We start from the raw sequence: 22,855 nt of genomic DNA, 5'->3' as shown, positions 1-22,855 counted from the left end.
AATATATGTACTTTTGCCATATCAAAAAAACAAACTACGGCAAATTAATTCCAATGAATTTACTGCTTGTAACTCAAGACTTTCCACCAAAAACAGGAGGAATTGAAACTTATTCTTTTGAGTTAGCGAAGCGTTTCCAAAGAAATGTTGAAAAGTTTGCCGTAATTGCTCCTACGCATCCCAAAGCACCAGCAAGAGATATAAGTATGCCCTTTAAGGTTTTTAGGTTTCCCGTCAAGGATAGCTTGCTGCCACTGGCGACTCCCTTTGGACTGCTTAACGTGATGGGAAATGTCGCTTTTGATACGGTATTGCATGCCCAGTGGCAAACCCTCATTGGTTCGGTGATAACAAGGAAGCTTATCGGGTATCCCCAAAAAATTTTTGTAGCGGCTCATGCCAGAGAGCTGCTCATTGAGCCTTTTTCAGGCCAAGGGGGAGGGATTTCTAAAAGCTTGCATGAATTTAGAAAAAAGTTGTTTGGACAAGTGGATGGCTTTTTCCCGGTGAGCCGCTATACCGCAGATCTTCTTAAAGATGAGGGCGTTCCGAAAGATAAAATTCATGTAGTCAGCAATGGGACTGATCCCCAATTCTTTTCCCCAAAGGATGCCAAGATACTGGCAGAGCAATTAGGAATAGAAAACAAGAAAGTTATCCTTTCACTTTGTCGATTGGTGCCCCGCAAAGGGATGGATTCGGTACTTCGGGCATTAAAAGAGGTAATATATGACGAGCCAAATGTAATTTATCTTGTCGGCGGCAGTGGTCCTGATGCCAATCGTCTTAAAGAGCTACGGGATAGGTTAGGTTTGCAGGAATATGTAAAATTTATAGGACGTATCCCGGAAGAGGAGTTACCCGATTATTATAGTTTAGCTGATGTATTTGTGATGCCTGCAAAAAACGATCCTCCCGATGTTGAAGGGTTTGGAATTGTATTTTTGGAAGCTAATTCCTGCCAAACTCCTGTAATTGGGAGCAAGACGGGCGGCATCCCGGATGCTATCGTTGACGGTAAAACAGGACTGTTGATAGATGAAAATAGCATAGAACAATTAAAAGAAGCGATTTTGAAGCTCATTACCAATCCCCAACTGGCTTGCCGAATGGGCAAAGCTGGCCGGAAACGAATTTTATCAGAAATTAATTGGGATACTTCAGCCCAACACATTTTAGATGAGTTGAAATAATATCTTGATGTTATCAGAGTTTAAATTACATCATAAGACGGTTACAAAACTTAATTACTAATAATTATTCTTCATTGTGAAAACTATTTGTTTGAGAATCCTATTACTGAGTTTCCTCACTATTTTTACTTCTTCATTAAGTTTCGGACAGCCTGAGGTCAAAAAGTTAGAGAATGGCACAATTCTACTGGAAGATTTTGAAGATAATTGGGTGGGTGATTTGCCCGGAGATTGGTATGATCGAGATGGCAATAAACCTCTCTATAAACATAGCATAGAAGAACAGAGAACCTATAAATATAAAGTGCAAGAAGAGGGTGGAAATAAATTTCTTCGCTATGAAGGGACCCGTGCCAAGCATATGGGCTTTCCCTTGATAGATGGAAATAAAAACAATATTTATGACATTAACTTATATGAAACGCCCATTTTGTCGTGGAAGGTGCGAGCTCACCAGTTGCCAGAGGGGGGCGATGAAAAGTCGAGCGATTTAAATGATTCAGTAGCCAGTATTTATGTTGTTTTTGATATGGGACGCGTGGCTCTGGTTAAGGAGGTGCCTAAGTCAATTCGGTATTCTTGGAGCAGTACCCTGCCTAAAGGGGAGACAGGTTCTAAACTTTTTGGGAATCAACAAATTATCGTAGTAGAATCTGGTGAAGAAAAGAAAGGAGAGTGGGTTACATTCGAGCGTAATCTGGTTGAAGATTATCGCAATCGGTTTGGGGATGACCCACCTAAACATCCGTTGGCGATTCTAATTCTTAGTGATGGTAACAGTACGAATAGTCACGTAAAGGCAGACTATGATGATATCATGCTTAAGCCCAAAAAGTAAAACGATTCTTTATAGATAGTTTCATAAAATGGTTAACTTCACGGCCTATCAAAAAATAATGTTCTCATTTTAATGGAAAAGATTCTCCATTTCTTTCGTCCGCTTATAAAACTGAATGCCACTTACCCCTTTTGGGTATTAGCCATTGCTATTGCTTCAGCCATTTTCTTGGGAAGCTATGCTTTGCAGCTAAAAATAGATACCGATCTGGCTAATTTGCTGCCCGAAAAAAATCCACACGTATTAGTGCTTGAAAAATTGCAGGATACTGTGGGAGGAGAAACGGCTATGGAGGTTGCGGTAAAGTCTCCCAGTTTTGCAGATAACAAGCGTTTTATTGATGATTTGATTCGGGAGAGCCTTAAACTCTATGACCATAAATCTGATGATTATTTTTTCAAGCGGGCCCAATTTCGTAAAGAAACCGACTTTTTAGAAGATAACGCCCTCTATTTTGCGACGGCCAACGAGTTGGATGATATAAAATCGTATCTCCGTGATGAGATCCAAAAAGCCAAAGAAGAAGCCAATCCTTTTCTGGTTGATTTTGATGAGGAAGAGGAAGACGAATCGACAGATATACAGGAGTTTGAGGAAAGTTATGATGCACTTATCCCTTCTGAATATCCCGTAAGTGCAGACAGCACTGTTGCAGTATTCAAGCTATATCCCACCGGTTCTAAAAGTGATTTAAGTTATCTGCGTCGCACCTTTGCCTCCTACGACTCACTGTTAACCGCGATGAATCCCCAGCAGTATAATGCTGAAATGGAGGTTGAATACGGGGGGCGCCTAAAGCGACACCTCTCAGAGATTGATTCCATTATGAATGATGTGTTTAGCAGTTTTGCCTCGGGGATTTCGAGCGTATTACTGTTGGTGATGATCTACTTTTCGTTCAAAAAATACATTAACTACCGTCGGGGTAGCGAAGAGGGGAAAGAGCATAGCTTTTGGGAGCATCTGTTACGGCTACCTGTACCTTTACTTGTCATTGGCATACCACTGATCATAAGCTTGGCCTGGACCTTTGGCATCACATACTTTGTCCTTGGCACATTAAATACCATGACATCGGTATTATTTGTGATCCTTTTTGGAATGGGGATTGACTACGGCATCCACTATTATGCCCGCTATATTGAGTTTAGAGCCGATGGAAAATCTATCTTGGATTCGCTGTACCAAACATACGATAACACCGGTTCGGCAATTTTGGTAAGTGGGTTAACGACCGCATTTTCACTTTTCGTATTGGTAATTGCTCAATTTCGAGGGTTCTCAGAATTTGGATTCATCGCGGGCTCAGGCATTATCCTGGCATTATTGTGCATGCTCTTTATCATCCCATCGCTGTTAGTTGTTTTCGAGCGGATGAATTGGATACTCTTCAATGCAAGTGAGACAAAAAGTAGGGCGTCAGAAAACTTGTTTCACCGCTTTCCTTTTGCGCGTTCCATTGTGGTCATGGGATTATTGATATCTGTCGGCGTGGCATTGAATCATCAGCACTTAAACTTTCAGTATGATTTTGGAGACTTGGAGCCCGAATTCCCGGAATATGCTGAATTTAACGAGCTCGAAAATCAAGTTGCCAGCTCTGATAAGCGCAATCCCGCTTATATTTTGGCCGATAATCAAGAGCAGGTGATTGCAATTTTAGAGAAGCTGCGTCATAAGATGCGGACTGATACAACCAGTCCCACTATTTTGGATGTTGAGGCATTGCCAGAACGTTTCCCACCTTCGGATACCGCGGTTACCAACAAGCTTCAAGAAATTGCAGAAGTCCGCGAACTGCTTGGTGATCCTTTTTTAGTTGATCAGGATGATGAACAATTGGATAAGTTGCGGAGAGCAGCCCAAACGACGGAGCAGCTTAATATCAATCAGGTGCCTGATTATTTTAAAAGTCAATTTGTGACACAAGAGGGTGATATTGGCAATTTTGTTATTGTATATCCAAGCGTAGGATTATCGGATGGCGAAAAATCAATTGCTTTCAAGAATGACATAGGGAGAGTTGAGTTGGACAGTGGTGAAGTATTCTATGCCGCCAGTACTTCAATTATTGCAGCCGAAATGCTGGAGCTTATGCGCCAAGAAAGTCCCTATATGGTGGGAGCGACGTTTCTTATGGTATTTATCCTGATGTTGGTAGCCTTCCGATCATTCCGCTGGGCAATTATAGCAATGCTGCCGTTATTGGTGGGGCTACTGTTGCTGTTCGGTATTATGATGCTCACTGGGATGATGTTCAATTTTTATAACTTAGTAGTATTACCAGCCATCTTGGGGATTGGAGAAGATAATGGCGTCCATCTGGCCAGTCGCTATAGAGAAGAAGGCAAAAACAGCATGTGGGATGTACTATCGAGCACCGGCCAGCATATTACGATCGGTTCGCTAACAACCATGCTCGGATTTTCTGGCTTATTGTTTACGAACCATCCTGGCTTGCAATCGCTTGGTAGTATGGCGGTAATTGGAATTGGGATGACCTTGGTAGCAGCACTTACCTTTTTGCCGGCCCTCATTCAATGGCTCGAAGATACCGATTGGATTCGGTTTTAGAATACATTGTATTCTTTTTTTCTGGATGAAGAATACATAGTAAATCGGTTGGTCAATAATGGTTATATCCAGCTTCCGATATCTAACTTCTAAGATTCATTACTGCTTCCAGAAAGTAGGGGAGAAAAGTAGTAGTACGGTGAAGATTTCGAGCCGGCCAATCATCATCATCAGAATGAGTACCCATTTGCCTATTAATGGTATTTGTGCATAATTATCTGTGGGACCGAATTCACCCCATCCCGGACCAATATTGCCCAGACATGCAATACTTGCCCCTATAGCCGATTGTATATCGTATCCCATAGTCGCCATAATGAGTGCACCGATACCAAATAGAATTAAATAGAGTACAAAAAAGCTAAGTACGGTGCGTTGTATATTGTAGTCGATGGTTTTGTCTCCAATGCGGATAGGTAAAATTGCTTTGGGATGGACAATCTGTTTGATTTCTCGGAATGAGTTTCGAATGATAATCATCCACCGAATCATTTTTACGCCACCGCCCGTGGAACCGGCACAGCCCCCGGTAAAGAAAAGAAGAAATAGAAAGAAAGCCCCAAAAGAGTGCCAAAGTTCATAGTCTGCAGTACCAAACCCAGTAGTTGTAACAATAGAAACAACCTGAAAAGATCCGTATTGTAGGGCACCGCCAATGCCATATCCATCAAAAAGCCAGAGAGAACCACTTACTGCCAAGATAGAGATGGCCGTGATGAGCGTATAAAATCGCGTTTCTCGATTGTTGAAGAAGGAATCAAAATTGCCTCTGATGAGCCTGAAGTGCATGGCAAAGTTGATGCCAGCCAAAAACATAAATACGGTTATAACCGTATCAATATAGGCAGAGTCGAAGGCAGCAATGCTTCCATTTTTTGTAGAGAAACCGCCAGTGGCTAAGGTAGCAAAGGCATGGTTGATAGCCTCAAACCAATCCATAGAAGGGTGGAGCCACAGCAATAGAAATTCCACTCCGGTAAAGGCTACATAAACGCCCCAGAGTAGTTTGGCTGTTTCTTGTACTCGGGGAGTAAGTTTATCTGTTGTAGGTCCAGGGGATTCGGCTTGGAAGAGTTGCATGCCTCCAACACCAAGTAATGGGAGGATGGCCAGTGAGAGCACAATAATTCCCATGCCCCCCAGCCAGTGCGAAAGAGATCGCCAAAAGAGAAGACTTTGTGGGAGGGCTTCAATTTGGGGATTAGCGTATCCCCAGCTGGTGGTACCGCCCAGTATGGTAGCTCCCGTGGTTGTAAGTCCACTCATGGTTTCGAAAACGGCGTCGGTATAGCTGGGCAAGTATCCGGAAATAACAAAGGGCAGAGCCCCAACCAGTGAAAGAATGAGCCACGTTAGGCTTACAATTAAAAATCCATCCCGAATACGTAATTCTCCATCCGGACGAAATACGTAGTAAAGTATTCCCCCAAAGGTAAAAGCAATAGCAGCGGAATACAGAAAAGTGTGCCAAATTTCTTCGTCATAGACGAATGCAATAATCATGGGCAGGAGGAGTGCAAATCCCAGAAAAAATATAAAAGCGCCAAGAATCCCGAAAACAGTTGAAATATTGAATTGTCCTCTGCCAATATTGTCGAGATACGTTTTGGCCATTATTTGAATAATGAAGTTATCTTGTCGATTGCTTCGGGTTTACAAAAGATGATGACACGGTCGTTGGCCTGGATAGTAGATTCCCCGGTTGCAATGGTTGAAGAGCCGTTGCGCATAATCCCGCCAATTACACACTCATCGGGGAAGTTTATCTTGCGGATCGATTTTTTAGTGACTTTTGCATTTTCTGCAGCTTGCAGCTCAATAACTTCGGCTTTAATCCCTTGTAGGGCTGCCACTGATATAACGCGTCCGCCCCAAACATGGCGGTGTATTTCGTTAGAAGCTGCCGCCTTTTTATTGATAGCGGCATCAAGACCGATTGTTTGACTCAGAGGGATATAATCGGACTTGGATACGAGGGCTACAGTTTTTTTGACCTCAAGATGTTTAGCCATCAGGCAGGATATAATGTTGGATTCCTCATCGTCGGTTACCGAAATAAAAGCATCAGTATCAGTGATACCTTCGGTTGCTAACAAATCGGGATCGGTTGGATTGCCATTGAGCACAAGTACATCTTTAAGTTCTTTGGCAAGTTCTTGGGCCGTATCGAAATCAGGTTCAATAAGTTTGATATTCCATTTCTTTTCATCCCCGCAAAGAATACGTGCAATCATGGCTCCAATAGGGGTCCCGCCGGCAATCATAACTCTATTAATCTCGATATCGGGCTTGCCGGTTGTTTTTACGACCTCAGGGATGCATTCGGTTTTAGCAAGAATAAAAATTTGATCAAGCGCCTGAATATTTACTTTTCCCCGTGGAATAATCGTCATTCCTTTCCGAGAAATTGCGACGACCCGAAATGTTAGATCGGGATTTTCCTGGGCATATTCAATAATGGATTTCCCTACCAGTGGGGATTGCTTGCCAATGCGCAGCCCAATCATCTGCATCTTTCCATCTGCAAGGGTAACCAGATCATTCGCAGAAGCTCGTTTAATGAGTCGAACAATTTCTTGGGCAGCACTTAATTCCGGGTGAATTAAGACATCAATACCTAAATCGGTAGGCTTAAGTGGGGCATTGGGACGCGAAAGCTCGTCACTTCGAATACGGGCAATAACCATATCAGCACCCAGCCGCTTACTCATCATCGATGCAATCATATTTACTTCATCAATGCTGGTAACAGCGATCAGGATATCGGCGTCTTTAACACCGGTATCGACAAGATCTTTGGCTGATGTAGCATTACCTTGGTGGGTAAGCACATCAAGGTTCTCGGTAACTTTGTTTAAGCAATCCTCATCGCGATCGAGAACAATGACGTCGTGTTTTTCCTTTGAAAGTACGCTGGCCAAATCGTATCCAATTTCGCCAGCTCCAATTATAACAATTTTCACATTGTGCCCTGCTCATTAAAAAGTACGCTTAAGGTCATAAAGTGAAAAGAAAATCGCAATAATAAATAGTAACTCAAGGAACTTAGAGGGAATGAAGAAATTAAGTCTTCCCTTTTATAGTGTATAAGCAAGTCTTATCTTCGCCTCATAAAACATATAATTAACCAAACCGAAGATATCGTGAAAGATTCAATCAGGATTGCATCAGGACAAGGCTTTTGGGGGGACTTGCCCAACGCGCCCATTAATCAGGTACGCAAAGGACCTATCGACTATTTGGTGATGGATTATCTTGCCGAAGTTACCATGTCGATTATGCAAAAGCAGAAGTTGCGCAATCCTGATTATGGATACGCACGCGATTTTGTGGACGTTGTTAGTGAGATTTTGCCTGATATTGCTGAACGAGGTATTAAAGTGATTTCGAATGCGGGGGGCGTGAATCCTGAAGCTTGTAAAGAGAAAATTCTGGAAGCTATTGATGAGCAGGGCTATAAAGATATAAAAGTGGCGGTTGTTGATGGGGATAACATTTTGGATGATCTTGATTCCCTTATTGAGGAAGGTCATCAGTTAAACAATATGGAATCGGGTGAACCAATTACGTCTGTGAAGGATCAACTGCTTAGTGCCAATGTCTATTTTGGCTCGCGGCCGATTGTAGAAGCACTTAACAAGGGTGCTGATATCGTAGTTACTGGTCGTGTTACTGATACTGGATTGACGTTAGCTCCAATGATTCACGAATTTGATTGGTCGTTTGAGGATTATGATAAGATGTCGGCGGGCACCATAGCCGGCCATATTATTGAATGTGGGGCCCAGGTATCGGGCGGAAATTTTACGGATTGGGAAAAGGTGGACGGTTTTGTAGATATCGGATTTCCTATTATTGAGGCACAGCCTGATGGTAGTTTTTATGTGACCAAGCATGAAGATACTGGGGGACTAATAAGTCAGCAGACGGTTAAAGAGCAGCTCCTTTACGAAATCGGGGATCCCACAGAATATATTACTCCAGATTGTATTGCTGATTTTACCTCCATTCAATTACAAGATGCCGGTTCCAATCGCGTAAAAGTATCGGGTATTACGGGGCGGCCCGAAACGGATACTTATAAAATCTCGGCCAGTTATAATGATGGATATAAACTTTCATCAACGCTGGTGTATTCGTGGCCTGGAGCATTGAAGAAGGCTAAAAAAGCCGGTGAAATTTTGAAGGGCAGGGCCGACGCATTGGGATTAGCATATGATGATTTTAGAGTTGAGTATGTGGGAGTAAATGGATGCAGCGAGCAGCCTGTCACGGATACTCTTTTGGCACAAGAGCAGGAAGAAGTTCAGATAAGAGTTTCTCTTTCGGGTGATAGCAAGGAGGATCTAAATCGTTTTGGCAAAGAAATGGCTCCGCTTATCTTAACTGGTCCCAGTGGTGTTACGGGTTTTGCAGGGGGAAGACCCAAGGCCAGTGGAATTGTGGCTTATTGGCCTGCACTCTTGGATAAAGAAGCCGTATCACCACGTGTTCGTATCTATTAACAATTTTTTTGGTATTAACTTAGAAATTTGCTGTAATATTTCGGATTTTACAGTTCTGAAAAATCAATAGAAAAATAGTATTTGAGTAATGGTTATTGGAATTATTGGTGCAAGTATTTCGGGATTAATTGCCGGAAAACGACTGGCAGAAGCAGGACATGATGTAACAATTATTGAAAAAAATCGGTCGTTGGGCGGACGCCTAAAAACGGTAGCGTTGGATGACTTAACACTGGATGTAGGGCTCACTCATTTCGATGTTGAAACGAATACCTTTGGTTCTTTTGTAAGTGATATGGAATCTAAGGGAGCAATACAGAAATGGACAAAGGAATTTAGTCTTTTTGATGGGGCTGAGCTTTATGATGTAGATCCTAATTCAGATGCCCGTCAATATTATTGTGGTACTGCGGGACTTCAGGATATGGCAGAAAGCATGAGTCGTTGGGTGGATATCAAATCAGAGGAAAAAGCCGGTGGCTTAACCTATATTGGACCTGATCGCACGAGAAAACGTTCTTGGATGATCAATTTAACGGATGTTACTGTATTTGAATGTGATGCCGTTATTATTGCCACATCTGCGGTTGATGCGTATGGCGTTATACAAACGGCACAAAATAGAACGCAGACTCGTAAAATTATTCGCCATATTGATGAGGTGCGATATGATGGATGCTTTTCACTTGCGGCAACGTATGAAAATCAAGGTGTGCCTTCGTGGAGGGGTATTGAATGTGAACATAGTTCAATTCGGTGGATCAGCAATGAATCTTCGAAGCAAAATACTGATACCGCTGCTCTTGTAATTCAATCAACCCCTGACTTTTACCGAAAGCACGCACAAAAAAGCGAAAAAGAGATTCAGGAATTACTTCTTGAAGAAGCTTCTGAAATTATTGGAGGCTGGGCACATCGTCCAAAATCCACCTATGTGGAAAACTGGAAGTATTTTAATGCTCAAAATTCTATTGATGAATATTTTATGGAGCTTGAAATGGAAGACGCTCCACTTGCGTTAATTGGTGACTACTTAGGCGGTTCTTCTCTGGAAAACGCTTTTGTATCAGGATATAACCTGGCCGAATATTGGATTAAAAAATATAGCGAAGTAACTGTATAATAATCTGAGAGAGTCAGATAGAAAAAAGAACAATCTGTGGGCTCACTGCAAAAGCTCAATCAATACTTTAAAAAATATAAGGGAACCATCATCCTCGGTTCTCTTTTTCTTACCGCTTCAAATTTCTTTTTGATTTGGATACCGGTATATCTGCGTCGGACTGTGGATGAGGTATCGCAAGTTGATATCGAGGAATCGCCCGAGACTTTTGATTCCATTGTAGAAGTGCTTTTTAGCAGTAGTGCGAGCTGGATATTGGCCAAGAATGCTCTTTTACTGGTAGGAGCCGTATTGTTATCTGGATTGTTACTATTTGCCACACGGCAGACATTGATTGTAGCCTCCCGTAAAATCGAGTTTGATCTTCGTAATGACATCTTCAATAAGCTTTTAAAATTACCACAGCGATTTTATAGCAATTACAATTCTGGGGAAGTATATGTTCGTGCTACCGAAGATGTCTCTAAGGTGCGTGAGTATTTTGGTCCGGCCTATATGTACACGATCAATACGCTTACGCGGATGGGTTTTATCATCACGATGATGATCATTGTGAGTCCTGAGTTAACGATGTGGGCATTGTTGCCACTTCCGTTTCTTTCTGCATTTGCCTACTGGGTAAGTGGGTATATCAATGATTATTCGAGAATAATACAGGAACAATATTCTACCATTGCAGGACGTGCTAAAGAGTCTTTTTCAAGCATCCGATTGATTAAGGCATACAACCGTGAAGCATATGAGAGGCAACGTTTTGAGGATGAAAGCGAGTCGTACCGGCAGAAAAAGTTACGACTTGATTTGGTTGAGTCACTCTTTCATCCCACACTAAACTTATTGATTGGGTTATCGGTGGTAATTGTTGTTTGGAAGGCAGGGCAGCTGGTTATTGAGGGTCAGCTTACGGTTGGAAATATCTTAGAATTTATTGTGTATGTAGCATACTTAACGTGGCCGGTGGCTTCTTTGGGATATACCGTTAATCGATTTCAACAGTCAATGGCCTCATGGAAACGAATTGATCAAGTGCTTACCGAAGACGTTGAGATTGAGGACAAAGGTCATACTGATCAGGAAATAGATGAAATTAAAGGATCAATAGAATTTAAAAACGTATCCTTCAAGTATCCTGACGCCGAAGAGTATGCATTGAAAGAGGTAAACCTGAAAGTGGAAGCCGGGCAGAACGCAGCTATTGTAGGTCGAACGGGAAGCGGTAAAACAACGTTGATAGAATTGATACCACGATTGTTTGATGTAACAGAAGGAGAAATTTTAATTGATAATAAAAAGATCGAATCCATCCCGTTACAAGTATTACGAGAAAGTATTGGATTGGTTCCTCAGGACACGTTCTTGTTTTCTGATACGATTGGAGAAAATATAGCCTTTGGAACACATGATGCATCGCAAGAAGATGTGGAGAAGGCAGCTGAGAAAGCGCAGGTTCGTGACAATATTTTGGAATTTGATAAAAAATTCGAGACCATCTTAGGAGAACGAGGCATTACCTTGTCGGGCGGACAAAAACAAAGAACCGCAATCGCAAGGGCCTTGATTCGGGATCCTAAAATTATAATACTCGATGATTCGTTAAGTGCAGTAGATACAAAAACTGAAGAGGCCATTCTAAAACATCTCAGAAAAGAATTAAAAGGAAGGACAACCTTAATGATTAGCCATCGTATCTCTACAATCAAAGATGCAGATATTATATACTATCTGGAAGATGGCACAGTTGTAGAACAGGGGACTCATGAAGAGTTACTCGACAAAGAAGGCCGTTATTCAGTAATGTATAACAAGCAACTCATCGAAGAAGAGTTGGCTGAAATCTGACGAACAGAAATAGAAAATAAATATAAACAAAGATTGATTGTTTGACCGCAATCTAATCTAAAAATACAAAGAGGTATCACAATGATTATTGTACCATTAGGTGTTGGATCTGCTACACCAACGGCTACACGTCATCTTTCATCAGTAGCTGTATGGAGAGAAGGTAGCGTATATCTATTTGACTGTGGTGAAAACGCACAAATGAGAATGCTGCAGGGAGGATTAAAACGATCCCAAATCGACTGTATCTTTATTTCACATTTTGATACAGATCACTATTCGGGACTTGTTGGTTTATTATCGACCCTGCAACTGCAGCGAAGAGACCGAGAGCTTACAATTGTAGGTCCGGAAGGGATACAAGAGTATGTAGAATGGAATTTTGAGTTTGCAAATATCGATCTTAGCTATCCCATCAATTTTGTGGAAGTTGAGGAAGGTTTTGAAGAAAAACGTGTTGTTGACGAGGATGAATTTTATGTTGAAGCACGTCCGCTAAATCATACGAAGTTTTGTGTTGGGTATCGTTTCCAAGAGAAAGATAAGCCCGGAAAGGTTGATGCTGAAAAGGCTCAAGAACAAGGTATTAGCGAAGATTGGCAATACAAAGAGCTTAAAGCCGGCAATGATGTTGAATTGGATGACGGAACCGTCGTTAAATCAGCAGATATTGTTGGGCATCCGCGACCCGGTGATAGCTTTGCTTATATAACGGATACCAAATATTGCCCTAATTCTGTGAAGTTGGCGATGAATACAAATGTGCTGTTTCACGAATCTACGTTTAGTGAAAGCCTTTCGGAAAAAGCCGAAGAAACAGGACACTCAACAGCTAAAGATGCAGCACGGGTTGCTAATGAGGCAAAAACCAAGCTGCTTGTCATTACACACTTCTCGGCTCGTTACACGAACGAATATGTTCTATTGCGCGAAGCTCGTGATGATTTCTTCCCGACGTGGGTTGCTACCGAGCTGCGGCCAATCTTTACGGATCCGGCGCATGAGAAAGGGATTATTCAGCCCAAGGTTTATCTCAAAGAGATTAACCAAAATAACAATAGCGATAAGAATGGTGGAGGAGATTCTTCCTCTGGAAAGAAAAAGCGTGGCCGGAAAAAGAAGAAGCGATTCCGTAAGCGTAAGAACTATTCAGGAAAGGGTAAAAAATCCCGAAAGAAATACAGTAAAAGCAGTAGTAGCAGTGGTTCGCGCAAAAAGCGCAAACGGCGAAATAGCAATGACAAGAATAACAACAATAATAAAAAGAACAACGGCAATAACGGTGGTAATGGTGGCGATCAGCCTCAACCAAAGCAAATTACACCGCGTACGCCGTTCGATGATTTCGACCGCTTCTAAACTTCTTATAGTGTGAGCAATTCAACAACTGATAAAGCCGTCGATTCGGATCTTCTCCGGCGGCTTTATCAATTTATTCGACCCTATCGTTGGTATGTAGTACTGGGCATTGTACTTACTCTAAGTGCGGCCTTCATGGGGACGGTACGTCCAAAATTAACTCAAATTGCCGTTGATGAGTATATCCGTAATAAGGACTTCCAGGGTCTGCTTTGGATTATTTTGCTACTTGTTGGAGCACTGGTTGGTGAGTTTTTATTACTCGTAGCCAATACATACCTGACGAGGTGGTTTGGGCAAGGGACGCTTTTTAATCTGCGGAATGCTGTATTTGAGAAGATACAGTCATTACACGTGCAGTTTTTTGATAAAAATCCCATCGGTCGACTTATCACCCGAACAACCAGTGATATTGAAGCACTGAGTGATCTGCTTAGCGATGGTGTGGTTAATATTATTGGAGATATGTTCCGTATCTTCTTTATACTGTATTTTATGTTCAGTATGAGCTGGGAACTCTCGCTGGTGGCGATCTCGGTTCTGCCTATCCTTTTTTATGCTACTTTTGTATTTAAAGCTAAGGTTCGGGTTTCTTTTTTAAACGTCCGTGATCAAATAGCTCGCTTAAACTCTTTTGTACAAGAGCACATCAACGGTATGTCGATTGTGCAACTGTTTAACAAAGAAGAGCGGGAGCGAGATAAGTTTAAGAATATTAATGCCGCTCATCGCGATGCATATATCGAAACTATTTTTTACTTCGCCATATTTTGGCCACTTGTTGAAATTATTGCCAGTTTAGCGATGGCACTGGTGATTTGGTATGGAGGGGGACGTGCCCTTATGGGGGAGGTGACTTTTGGTATTCTGTTGGCTTTTGTACAGTATGTACGGGATTTCTTTCGGCCGATTCAGGGATTATCAGAGAAGTTCAATACCCTCCAGTCGGCGTTGGCATCCTCGGAACGTATTTTCAATGTGCTCGATACCGAAAATAAAGTTGATGATCCTGATGAACCAGAACACATCGATGAGGTGAAAGGTTATGTTGAGTTTGAGAATGTTTGGTTTGGGTATAATAAAGAAGAAACCGTACTGAAAGATGTCTCATTTAGAGCAGAGCCTGGTGAAACTATTGCGTTTGTTGGTGCTACAGGGGCGGGGAAATCAACCATCATTAATTTACTTCTGAGATATTATGATATCAATGAAGGGGCGATCAAACTTGATGGAACAGATATTAGAGATTTAACGCTAAAAGAATTGCGTTCTAACTTTGCTCTGGTTCTGCAGGATAATGCTCTGTTTTCGGGTACGATTATGGAAAACATAACACTGGGCAACCCGGATATTTCTAAAAAAGAAGTAAAAGAAACGGCGCGTGAAATTGGGGCTGATACCTTTATCAAAAAGCTACCCAATGGATTTAATTACGAGCTTAGCGAACGCGGGAAGTCCATTTCGATGGGACAGCGCCAGTTAATTTGTTTTATTCGAGCGATGGTCTACGATCCCAATATTCTTATCTTGGATGAGGCGACTTCGAGCGTGGATTCCGAAACTGAAGAAACTGTAAATAAAGCGTTTGAGAAGTTGATGAAGGGGCGTACATCTCTTGTGATTGCTCATCGTCTCTCAACCATTCAGGGAGCCGATAAAATTATGGTAATGCATAAGGGGGAAATCAGAGAGCGGGGTACACATAAGCAGCTTGTTGATAGAGAAGATGGTATCTATCGCAAGCTTTATGAGCTGCAATATAAAGATGAATTACTACCCGCTGTTAAAGAGGAATAGTATCTATCAATCAAGTATGGTTGATAGCGTAATAATGAACTGCTCAATTTCTTGCCTTGTGTTATAATAGTGGATAGAAGCTCTTACAACTTCGGTAAGATTACGTTCTTCCATATCCAGGCGCGTACTTTTGATTGATGATGTGCTTATATTAATTCCTTTTTTGTGCAGCTCTTTTTGGATTTCATTAGTTGAATGCCCATCAACGGTGAAGGTAACAAGTCCCCCTTTGGTTTTACCGATGTCTTGAACCGTGACGTTAGGCAATTCAATAAGTTTTGTTCGAAGCTCCTCAGCAAGCCCCACAATTCGGTTCCAGATGGATGTAATGCCGATAGTATTAGCATATGATACCGCTTCTTTCAATCCCAATATTCCTGCATAATTCATTTCCCAATTTTCAAATCGCCGGGCATCATTTCTGATTTTATAGTCGCCTGATGAAGTCCACTCAGCTGCATGCAGATCAACAAAAGGAGGGGTAAGGTCAGCTAAAACATCTTTATTTACATATAAAAAGCCGGTACCGCGTGGTCCGCGAAGGTATTTGCGTCCCGTAGCTGAAAGCATATCGCAGCCAATTTTCTGTACGTTGATGGGATATTGGCCTACTGATTGGCAGGCATCTACCAAATATAAACAACTGTAACTATGGGCAATTTCCCCAATCTCTTCAATGGGATTGACCAACCCACTGTTGGTAGGAATATGTGTTATGCTGATTAATTTTACCCGATCATCCATTAATTGTTCGAGCGCTTCTACTGAGGTTTGTCCAGCGTTATCACTGGGGATGACTTCAACCTTAACGCTCACTTCTTTTTTGAGTTTTAGATAAGAGATATAGTTGCTGGCATATTCTGCCTTTGAGGTCAAAATGCGGTCGCCTTCACAAAAATCGATTGCCCAAAAAGCCATATTCCAGGCTACCGTAGCATTTTCAATAAGAGCTATTTCGGTAGGTTTAGCATTAATGAAATTGGCAATAACATCATAGGTTTCATTAATTGACTGGCGATATTTATTAGCCGTTTCATAGCCGCCCCATAGGGATTCCTCTCGCTGATAATTAATTACGGCATCAGAAACAGATCTTGGCATTAATGAAGCTCCGGCATTGTTAAAGTGAAGTACATTTTTGGTGCCGGGGGTCTCTTTACGAAGCTTATCTATATCCATAAATCAAAGAAAAAGAATTTGAGTAAATGATATCCATGCACTGAGAAGATATATGAGGCTTAGGATATCTAAAATGGATGCAAATAAAAAAAGGCGATGTGGGTTAACACATCGCCTTTAGTGCGCTTGAAGCAAAAAATAGGATTACAGATTTCCGAACCTGTTTAAAAACTCATCATAGGCCTGTAAAGCAGCTTCGTCTTCGCCCATATTATCAAGTGTTTCGGCTCTGATAATCATGGCTTTTTGCAGGTAATCTTGATGATTTTCGGAGTCTTTAAAACGCTTGATAAGTTTTTTGCTGGCATCCAACACAATAGCATCTTCTTTCTCATTGATGAGCAAGTCAAATCGTTTGCAATGAATAAGGTTAAGTTTTTCTTGCAGCATCTTATCAGAACTGGTATCCATTCTGTCGATCACCGTATTGTATAATGGAAGCAATTCATCAGATGAAGCGTTTTTATTTTCCAGGATATTGACTTTATAAAGCATAGCTCGTGATGCCTGCTCATAAAATTCAGTATTCTCGGAGTCTTTAAAACGATTGATCACCGTCGTTAAAGCTGAAAGAGCTTCGTCATTTTTGCCGAGTTTCAGTAGTGCAATAGCCCGACGGATGATAGCGCGTTCAACAGCCTCCTTAAAGTCGGTTTGCTTGTTATCATATCGGTTGATGATATCTTCAAGCGTGGGTATAAGCTCTTCCCAGCGCTTCATTTTATGAAGAAGATCAGACTTTCGAATTAATGCCTTTTGTACAAATTGGTGTTCTTTAGATAGATTTGGCATAGAACTGGTTGGTTTGGTAGCCTCAGACATGGGTACTTCTAAATCAGTGGGATCAATGTCGGTATTGTTTTCATCGTCAGCTGATGTTGAAGCTGATTTATTATCGGTTGGTAATTGTTCATCATCTTCAAAATCAAAGATATTATCCTCCTCAGAATTCTCGTTATGTTGGTCAGACGTTGTTTCGGTATCATTTTGTTGCGTTATTTCATCTTTACCATTCTTGGTCATATTAAGAGGAGAGTCTTCACTACTATTCGCAAATTCCTGTATGGAGGAATTATCAGTGGTTTGGGACTCCTCATCTTCTATTTTTGAGTTCTCCTGTTCATCAGAGTCAGATTCCTCAAAGTAATTAAGAAAATCATCAATATTGTTATCACTGATTTCCTCGGGAGATATAAACGTATTGTCTTTCTCTACCGAATCGTTTTTTGAACCATTTGAGGTAAGTTGAGAGTTTTCGGCCATAACCGTTTCTGATTTGTACTCCTCATCAGCATTTGTAGTAAGCACCTTGTCAATTGTGGAAGGGCCTACGAAGGAAACAATTTTTTCGAAAGTTCCAGAAATGTACTTGATAATAAGATCAGTTTTATTGCCCTTGAAGTGAGCATCAAAAACTTCCTTAATTTCTTTAAGTGACCGTTGGTGGATATTGGGATGCTGGGCAAAAATACCTTCATAGGCATTTAAAAGTCCCTTGGCTAAAGCCACTTTTGTTGTTTCGGGATGTTGAAATTCCTCGAAATATTTGGACGGTTTGCCATCATTGTCAATAATAGAAAAGTCTTTAAGAATCCGAATAACCAGCAGATCATTTGGGTCAGAATAAGACAAGCGTTCTAACAAATCGCTGTTGATAGTAATATCCTCAGCATGATAATTTGCCAGCGTTTCAACGATGGACTCGAAATTTTTTGTATTTACTAAAAAAGCCTCTGATACTTTCATAACATGAATAGTTTGTTAGCCGTGAAATTCTATTTTCGAAAATTCGCAGCTAAACCACTAATTAAAAACCCCTAATAATGGGGAATAGGGGTTAGAATTTTGTAATAAATGTTACGAGGCGGTTGTAGGGAAAGCTTTAAGAAAAGCACTCTCGAGATTTTCCTTTGACAGAGGCTTTTTTAAATAATCAACGTAATTAGTTTGATTGGCCCGTTGGAGGTGGTTTGGATCATCCGAAGAGGTGATATACACTAATTTGACATTGCGGTGTTTCTTAATCTCTTTAGCAGCTTCTATACCATCAATTTCATCGGCAAGATTAATATCCATGAGAATAATATCGACCGCCCCAATGCGTAGGGCAGACTCGATAGCCTGGGCTCCCTTTGAGCTGGATCCAATAACCGTGTGTCCCATTTGGTTGATAAATCGTTCAAGGATAATCTGCTGAATATTATCATCCTCAACAATTAATACTTTTTTTGAAGTTTGGTCCGTTTCCATAATAAATTGAATTTCTGCAAATGGGATATAATGCCTCACATGAGTATGTAAAATTAGTATTAATTATACAATTTCCCTGATTTTATTTTTAAGATTTTTTCAGTGGGTTTTTACAGATTGAGTGAGCAATTTCGCCGCATTAAAAAACACTTAATTAACAAAACTTAAGCGATCAGTAGGGACAAAAGTCGTATTTTGTAAAGGATTGAAAACATATCCAAAACCCCTATAAAAAGTATTATCCTCTTTTAAAATGAAGCGGGAATATCCTCCAAAAATATTTATCGTCGATGATTCTGAAGTACAGTTAGTATTATTGAAAAAGGTATTGCGAAATGAAGGATATCAGGTAAAGGCATTTGTAACAGCACAAAAATTGTTAAATAGATTAACTGATGAGGACCCAGATTTAATTATCTCTGATATTGATATGCCTATGCTGAATGGATTTGAATTAGTTCAAAAGATTAAGAGTAGGGGGGATCTTAAACAAGTTCCCTGTCTTTTGGTTTCGTCTAAACCCCCTTCCACCATTCAGGAAAAAGTACGAAGGGTAGGTGCGGCCGGTTTTATCCAAAAACCATTCAAGCATCATTTCTTAAAAAATACAATCCATAGCTTGTTAAACAGGCAAGTAAGAAGCGCATAAGAACATTCACAGTTGATCCTAAAAAAGTGTAATTTCGGTTGTAGAAATAGCAGCTTATCTGTTATATTCAGTTTCTCAAAAATAAATGCCCGAGTGGCGGAATTGGTAGACGCGCCGGATTCAAAATCCGGGAAAACCCCTCCTCAAATGATGCAAAGGCTGATTATTCAATTTTAGACACCATTTAGACACCAGATTTACCCCCTCAAAGCGTACTTCTAATAACTGGATTATAAAAGTTTTTTACTATCCAGAGCCAATCTAAGGAGTATTCTCATTTTAGCCTTCCATTACAATTAAAACTAAATGGAGGTTTATTATGGACTTTTCTATTTACCCGTTGCAACGATACGACAAAAACCGACTATACATCTTTTTTGAAGATGAAAATGGTGATCGAATTCGTCGGTCTACAGGCGTAAGCTATCCTAAAGGTGCGTCGAAGAAAAAGCGAGAGCAGGCTCACAAGCAAGCAGAAGAAAAAGGGATAGAATTGGTATTGGATCACTTTAAAAATCATCGGCAACATCAGCAGGAAAAAGAGAAAGCCCCGCTTTTTTCTACTTATCTTGACGAGTATTATTTACCGGATCTTCGAAGCAGTAGGGCCGAATCAACCTATGATCGTTATAAACTTGCTTTTAACCACTTGCTTCGTATTTGTGGAGATTTACCTTTAGATGAATATGACCGGCAATTAATATCTAAGTATAAACTTTATCGCTTGAATAAAGACCAAGTAGAAAAAACGACCATTGATCTTGAATTGCGATCAATAAAAGCTTGCTTCTCTTGGGCTGAAGACTATGATTTCTTGATAAAAAACCCTTACGAAGGGAAGGATATTTTATATAATACTAAAAAAACAAAACGGGCATTTACCAATACAGAAATACAAAAATTACTCAAACATACTGAGGGAAAATTAATTGGATTGGTGATCCGCCTGGGATATTTCACTGGAATGCGTATTGGTGAAATGAATCAGCTAAAATGGAATATGATCAATTTTGAGGAGCGCTATATTGATATTCCACCGGAGATTACCAAAACCGATAAGGGACGTTTGGTTCCGTTAGAGAAAAAACCATTTAATATCATCAAGATATTTGAGCTTACACTGAACAAGAAAATGAAGAAAGCCCCGAAGTATTATAAAGGCAAAACAAAGAATAGCTGTTACGTGCTTCCGAAAGAGCGGGGGCATGGGCAATATTCACTGCGAAGTATCCAGCAAAAATTTAGGCGAACAATGCGGAAAATAGGTCTTCCGGATGAGTTGAAATTTCATTGCCTGCGCCATTCATTTGCAACCCATACGCTTGAAAAAGGAGGAGAAATGTATGCAGTAAGCAAGCTAATGGGGCATTCAAGTACCAAGGTTACCTCAGAATTTTATGACCATACGGATTCATTAAGCTTTCGAGAAACCGCTGGTTTATTATAAAATATAAAACTCCCTATGATAGTTTATACATAGGGAGTTTTAATCCTTCTTTCTAAAAAAAAGGTTAATTAACTGAAAGAAGCTTTTTCTTTCAATTTTTGAATGGATTCATCCAGATGGTTCATGTCATACATAATTTCATTAACCAACCACTCCATAGATGGATCCTCGGCAATAATTTTGAGTACATTGTCCAAGCCTATGATCGTGTTTTTTAAAGCCTCTTCAACTTGTTGAGAATTATTTTTTGTTTTGGTATTCAAGGTAGTCAGATTGAGTTACTTTTATTTAAGTGAATTAAAATTCCGGTTAATATAATCTGATTTAAGCTACCATATTCTATTTAATTTCACTTTTTCCAATTTTTATAGGGGAACCAGTAAACTTTTATTTCTTTTTCCTTTAGGTTAATTTATGTGTGAACACACATAAATAGCTATGGCTGACCTTACCAATAAACAACAACAGTTTTACGATACGCTGATCGCCTATGTCCGTAAGCACTTTCGTTGGCCAACCTACAAAGAGCTGGCCGACCGGCTTGGTTTTAGCTCAGAAAACAGCGTAACCCAGTACTACAATGCACTGGTAAGTAAGCAATTTCTTAAAAAGGATAGCCAAGGCAATTATACCTTTACCAATCCGACTGATGTTTGGATGGCCCGGGATGAGGAACAGGTGAGCCGTTCAATACCAATCTTAGGTGAGATAACTGCGGGTACGATGGAAGAAGCCATAGAAGCGGATTTAGGAGAAATTACCATTGGTGATTTCTTTCCCAATGCCTCGAATGTATTTGGGCTTCGAGTGAAAGGCGACAGCATGAAAGGTTTAGGTATCTCTACAGGGGACAAGGTCATTCTGTCAAAAACAGAACTCCGAGATGGAGACGTAGGAGCGGTATTATATAACGGGGATACGACACTAAAACGAGCTCATGTCAGAAAGAATGGCGTTCGCTTGGAACCGGCCAATCCTGACCATGATGATATTATTATTGAGCCCGGGGAATTTGAAGAGGTTCGGGTATTAGGCAAATACCTGGGACATATCAGTGAAGATGGACTGGTGAAAGCTTCTTACAATTAGTCCAAGAGCATGCCTGCTTCTTCATAGACCAGATACCAACCTACTTTTTTCGTGTCAAAAACAATATCCAGGTAGCGGTCGTCTTTGGTTTGCAGGGTGATATGGATCTGCTTGTGTCCGTGGCCAACTGGTTCTTCGTGGCATTTGCGAATTTGTTGCACGTGATGGACCTGTCCGTTTTGACGCTTGATGCGAATCGGTTGCAGGCGTTTGGTTATCCCGTTTTGCTTATCAGCAAAGGAGGCCACCGTCGTAATAACAATCAGTGGCTCAGGCTCTTTCTCGCTATGTTGGTTACTGCCACTCATCGACCTCTTCAATTAGCTCAGGACCATTATTTTTGGTGGAATTCACTTTTCGCGACACCGGAAAGCGGTGAATTGCTTCATCTGGATAGGGTTTGAAAATGCCACCATCATAGTAGACCTTGGTATTTTCATTGTCAGGGTCCAGCCAAAAGTCAAAATCCTCTTCGCTTAGGATAACCGGCATGCGACGTTTAGTATGGATTTCTCCAATAATATCGTTGCTTTCAGTCGTAATGATCGTAAACGAGGGAATCCGTTTGGAACCGTCCGGTGATTCCCACTCATGATATAACCCTGCCAGTGGCATGATAGGTTTTTCGGCCATTTCAAAGCCGTAGGGATACTTCTCTCCATTCGAACGTTTCCATTCGTAAAATCCCGAAATGGGTACAATACATCGACTTTTCTTAAATGGACCTTTATAGGCAGCTGTCTCCGTAAGTTTTTCGGCTCGTGCGTTAAAATAAGGGTATTTGGGCTTGCCTTCCTTTTCATAGAAGGGAATAAGTCCCCAGCGAAATTCTTCGATAGAACGGGTCCCATTTCGTTGCAACACAATTGGGTTTTGCGTGGTCGGTGCCACGTTAAAGTTCGGCAGTATCTCATCAATATCGAACGGAACTTCGAACATATCCTTGCAGGCCTCCTGAAATTTAATATCTCTCCAATATCGTCCACACATAAGACTCCTGTTTGATTATTGTT

At 40.9% G+C, this 22,855-nt stretch carries 19 protein-coding genes; 11 read left to right on the top strand and 8 right to left on the bottom strand.

Annotation, left to right across the window (positions count from 1 at the left end):
• Window positions 1–53 precede the first annotated feature (53 nt).
• From AAFH98_RS12825 to AAFH98_RS12815, 3 genes are all read left to right on the top strand, one after another.
• Window positions 54–1,193, top strand: a complete 1,140-nt coding sequence (locus tag AAFH98_RS12825; protein WP_342523120.1) for a glycosyltransferase family 4 protein — start codon at window positions 54–56, stop codon at window positions 1,191–1,193.
• A gap of 91 nt (window positions 1,194–1,284) precedes the next feature.
• Window positions 1,285–2,031 carry a DUF3047 domain-containing protein gene (locus tag AAFH98_RS12820; RefSeq protein ID WP_342523119.1) on the top strand — a complete coding sequence of 249 codons (747 nt, stop codon included), beginning with the start codon at window positions 1,285–1,287 and terminating at the stop codon, window positions 2,029–2,031.
• A gap of 72 nt (window positions 2,032–2,103) precedes the next feature.
• A complete protein-coding gene (locus AAFH98_RS12815; RefSeq protein ID WP_342523118.1) occupies window positions 2,104–4,605 on the top strand; it encodes an efflux RND transporter permease subunit in 2,502 nt (833 codons plus the stop codon).
• A gap of 99 nt (window positions 4,606–4,704) precedes the next feature.
• On the opposite strand, the gene AAFH98_RS12810 is transcribed toward AAFH98_RS12815, so the two are convergent.
• A complete protein-coding gene (locus AAFH98_RS12810; protein WP_342523117.1) occupies window positions 4,705–6,219 on the bottom strand; it encodes a TrkH family potassium uptake protein in 1,515 nt (504 codons plus the stop codon).
• Entirely contained in the window at window positions 6,219–7,568 is a 1,350-nt protein-coding gene (trkA, locus tag AAFH98_RS12805) for a Trk system potassium transporter TrkA (protein WP_342523116.1), read from the bottom strand. Before trkA ends, AAFH98_RS12810 begins: the two co-directional genes overlap by 1 nt.
• Window positions 7,569–7,748: 180 nt before the next feature.
• On the opposite strand from trkA, the gene AAFH98_RS12800 reads away from it, so the two are divergent.
• The 5 genes from AAFH98_RS12800 to AAFH98_RS12780 all read left to right on the top strand — a co-directional run bounded on the left by AAFH98_RS12800 (window position 7,749) and on the right by AAFH98_RS12780 (window position 15,228).
• Window positions 7,749–9,110, top strand: coding sequence for an acyclic terpene utilization AtuA family protein (locus tag AAFH98_RS12800; RefSeq protein WP_342523115.1), 1,362 nt, complete (start codon window positions 7,749–7,751; stop codon window positions 9,108–9,110).
• Window positions 9,111–9,198: 88 nt separating this feature from the next.
• The gene (locus tag AAFH98_RS12795; RefSeq protein ID WP_342523114.1) at window positions 9,199–10,233 is read left to right on the top strand and encodes an NAD(P)/FAD-dependent oxidoreductase; all 1,035 of its coding nucleotides are present in this window, start codon (window positions 9,199–9,201) and stop codon (window positions 10,231–10,233) included.
• A 36-nt stretch (window positions 10,234–10,269) separates the two neighbouring features.
• Window positions 10,270–12,072 (top strand): ABC transporter ATP-binding protein, encoded by a 1,803-nt coding sequence (locus AAFH98_RS12790; protein WP_342523113.1) that lies wholly within the window; start codon window positions 10,270–10,272, stop codon window positions 12,070–12,072.
• An 81-nt stretch (window positions 12,073–12,153) separates the two neighbouring features.
• Window positions 12,154–13,431: a ribonuclease Z gene (gene rnz, locus AAFH98_RS12785; RefSeq protein WP_342523112.1), complete on the top strand. Its 1,278-nt coding sequence runs from the start codon at window positions 12,154–12,156 to the stop codon at window positions 13,429–13,431.
• A 12-nt stretch (window positions 13,432–13,443) separates the two neighbouring features.
• Complete coding sequence (locus AAFH98_RS12780; RefSeq protein ID WP_342523111.1) at window positions 13,444–15,228, top strand: ABC transporter ATP-binding protein; 1,785 nt, start codon at window positions 13,444–13,446, stop codon at window positions 15,226–15,228.
• Window positions 15,229–15,234: 6 nt separating this feature from the next.
• Here the strand turns inward: AAFH98_RS12780 and AAFH98_RS12775 are convergent, their stop codons facing one another.
• The 3 genes from AAFH98_RS12775 to AAFH98_RS12765 all read right to left on the bottom strand — a co-directional run bounded on the left by AAFH98_RS12775 (window position 15,235) and on the right by AAFH98_RS12765 (window position 18,657).
• On the bottom strand, window positions 15,235–16,407 hold the full coding sequence (locus AAFH98_RS12775; RefSeq protein WP_342523110.1) for an aminotransferase class V-fold PLP-dependent enzyme: 1,173 nt from the start codon (window positions 16,405–16,407) through the stop codon (window positions 15,235–15,237).
• A gap of 144 nt (window positions 16,408–16,551) precedes the next feature.
• Window positions 16,552–18,153, bottom strand: a complete 1,602-nt coding sequence (locus tag AAFH98_RS12770) for a DUF5343 domain-containing protein (protein ID WP_342523109.1) — start codon at window positions 18,151–18,153, stop codon at window positions 16,552–16,554.
• A gap of 111 nt (window positions 18,154–18,264) precedes the next feature.
• A complete protein-coding gene (locus AAFH98_RS12765) occupies window positions 18,265–18,657 on the bottom strand; it encodes a response regulator (protein WP_342523108.1) in 393 nt (130 codons plus the stop codon).
• 253 nt (window positions 18,658–18,910) lie between these two features.
• Between AAFH98_RS12765 and AAFH98_RS12760 the strand changes: the two genes are divergently transcribed.
• Complete coding sequence (locus tag AAFH98_RS12760) at window positions 18,911–19,306, top strand: response regulator (RefSeq protein ID WP_342523107.1); 396 nt, start codon at window positions 18,911–18,913, stop codon at window positions 19,304–19,306.
• Between the two features lie 319 nt (window positions 19,307–19,625).
• The gene (locus AAFH98_RS12755) at window positions 19,626–20,753 is read left to right on the top strand and encodes a tyrosine-type recombinase/integrase (RefSeq protein ID WP_342523106.1); all 1,128 of its coding nucleotides are present in this window, start codon (window positions 19,626–19,628) and stop codon (window positions 20,751–20,753) included.
• A 68-nt stretch (window positions 20,754–20,821) separates the two neighbouring features.
• On the opposite strand, the gene AAFH98_RS12750 is transcribed toward AAFH98_RS12755, so the two are convergent.
• Window positions 20,822–21,016, bottom strand: a complete 195-nt coding sequence (locus AAFH98_RS12750; RefSeq protein WP_342523105.1) for a hypothetical protein — start codon at window positions 21,014–21,016, stop codon at window positions 20,822–20,824.
• Window positions 21,017–21,191: 175 nt separating this feature from the next.
• Between AAFH98_RS12750 and AAFH98_RS12745 the strand changes: the two genes are divergently transcribed.
• Window positions 21,192–21,842, top strand: coding sequence for a LexA family protein (locus tag AAFH98_RS12745; RefSeq protein ID WP_342523104.1), 651 nt, complete (start codon window positions 21,192–21,194; stop codon window positions 21,840–21,842).
• On the opposite strand, the gene AAFH98_RS12740 is transcribed toward AAFH98_RS12745, so the two are convergent.
• Window positions 21,839–22,150 carry a hypothetical protein gene (locus AAFH98_RS12740; RefSeq protein WP_342523103.1) on the bottom strand — a complete coding sequence of 104 codons (312 nt, stop codon included), beginning with the start codon at window positions 22,148–22,150 and terminating at the stop codon, window positions 21,839–21,841. The two genes, AAFH98_RS12745 and AAFH98_RS12740, sit on opposite strands and share 4 nt — an antisense overlap.
• The gene (locus AAFH98_RS12735; RefSeq protein WP_342523102.1) at window positions 22,137–22,832 is read right to left on the bottom strand and encodes an SOS response-associated peptidase; all 696 of its coding nucleotides are present in this window, start codon (window positions 22,830–22,832) and stop codon (window positions 22,137–22,139) included. The genes AAFH98_RS12740 and AAFH98_RS12735 overlap by 14 nt, the downstream gene beginning before the upstream one ends.
• Between the last annotated feature and the right edge of the window lie 23 nt (window positions 22,833–22,855).

The sequence above is a fragment of the Fodinibius sp. Rm-B-1B1-1 genome (assembly GCF_038594945.1).
GTDB lineage: Bacteria > Bacteroidota > Rhodothermia > Balneolales > Balneolaceae > Fodinibius > Fodinibius alkaliphilus.
The sequence above is the reverse complement of the archived record's forward strand: the minus strand, read 5'-3'. Positions and strand labels throughout refer to the sequence as shown.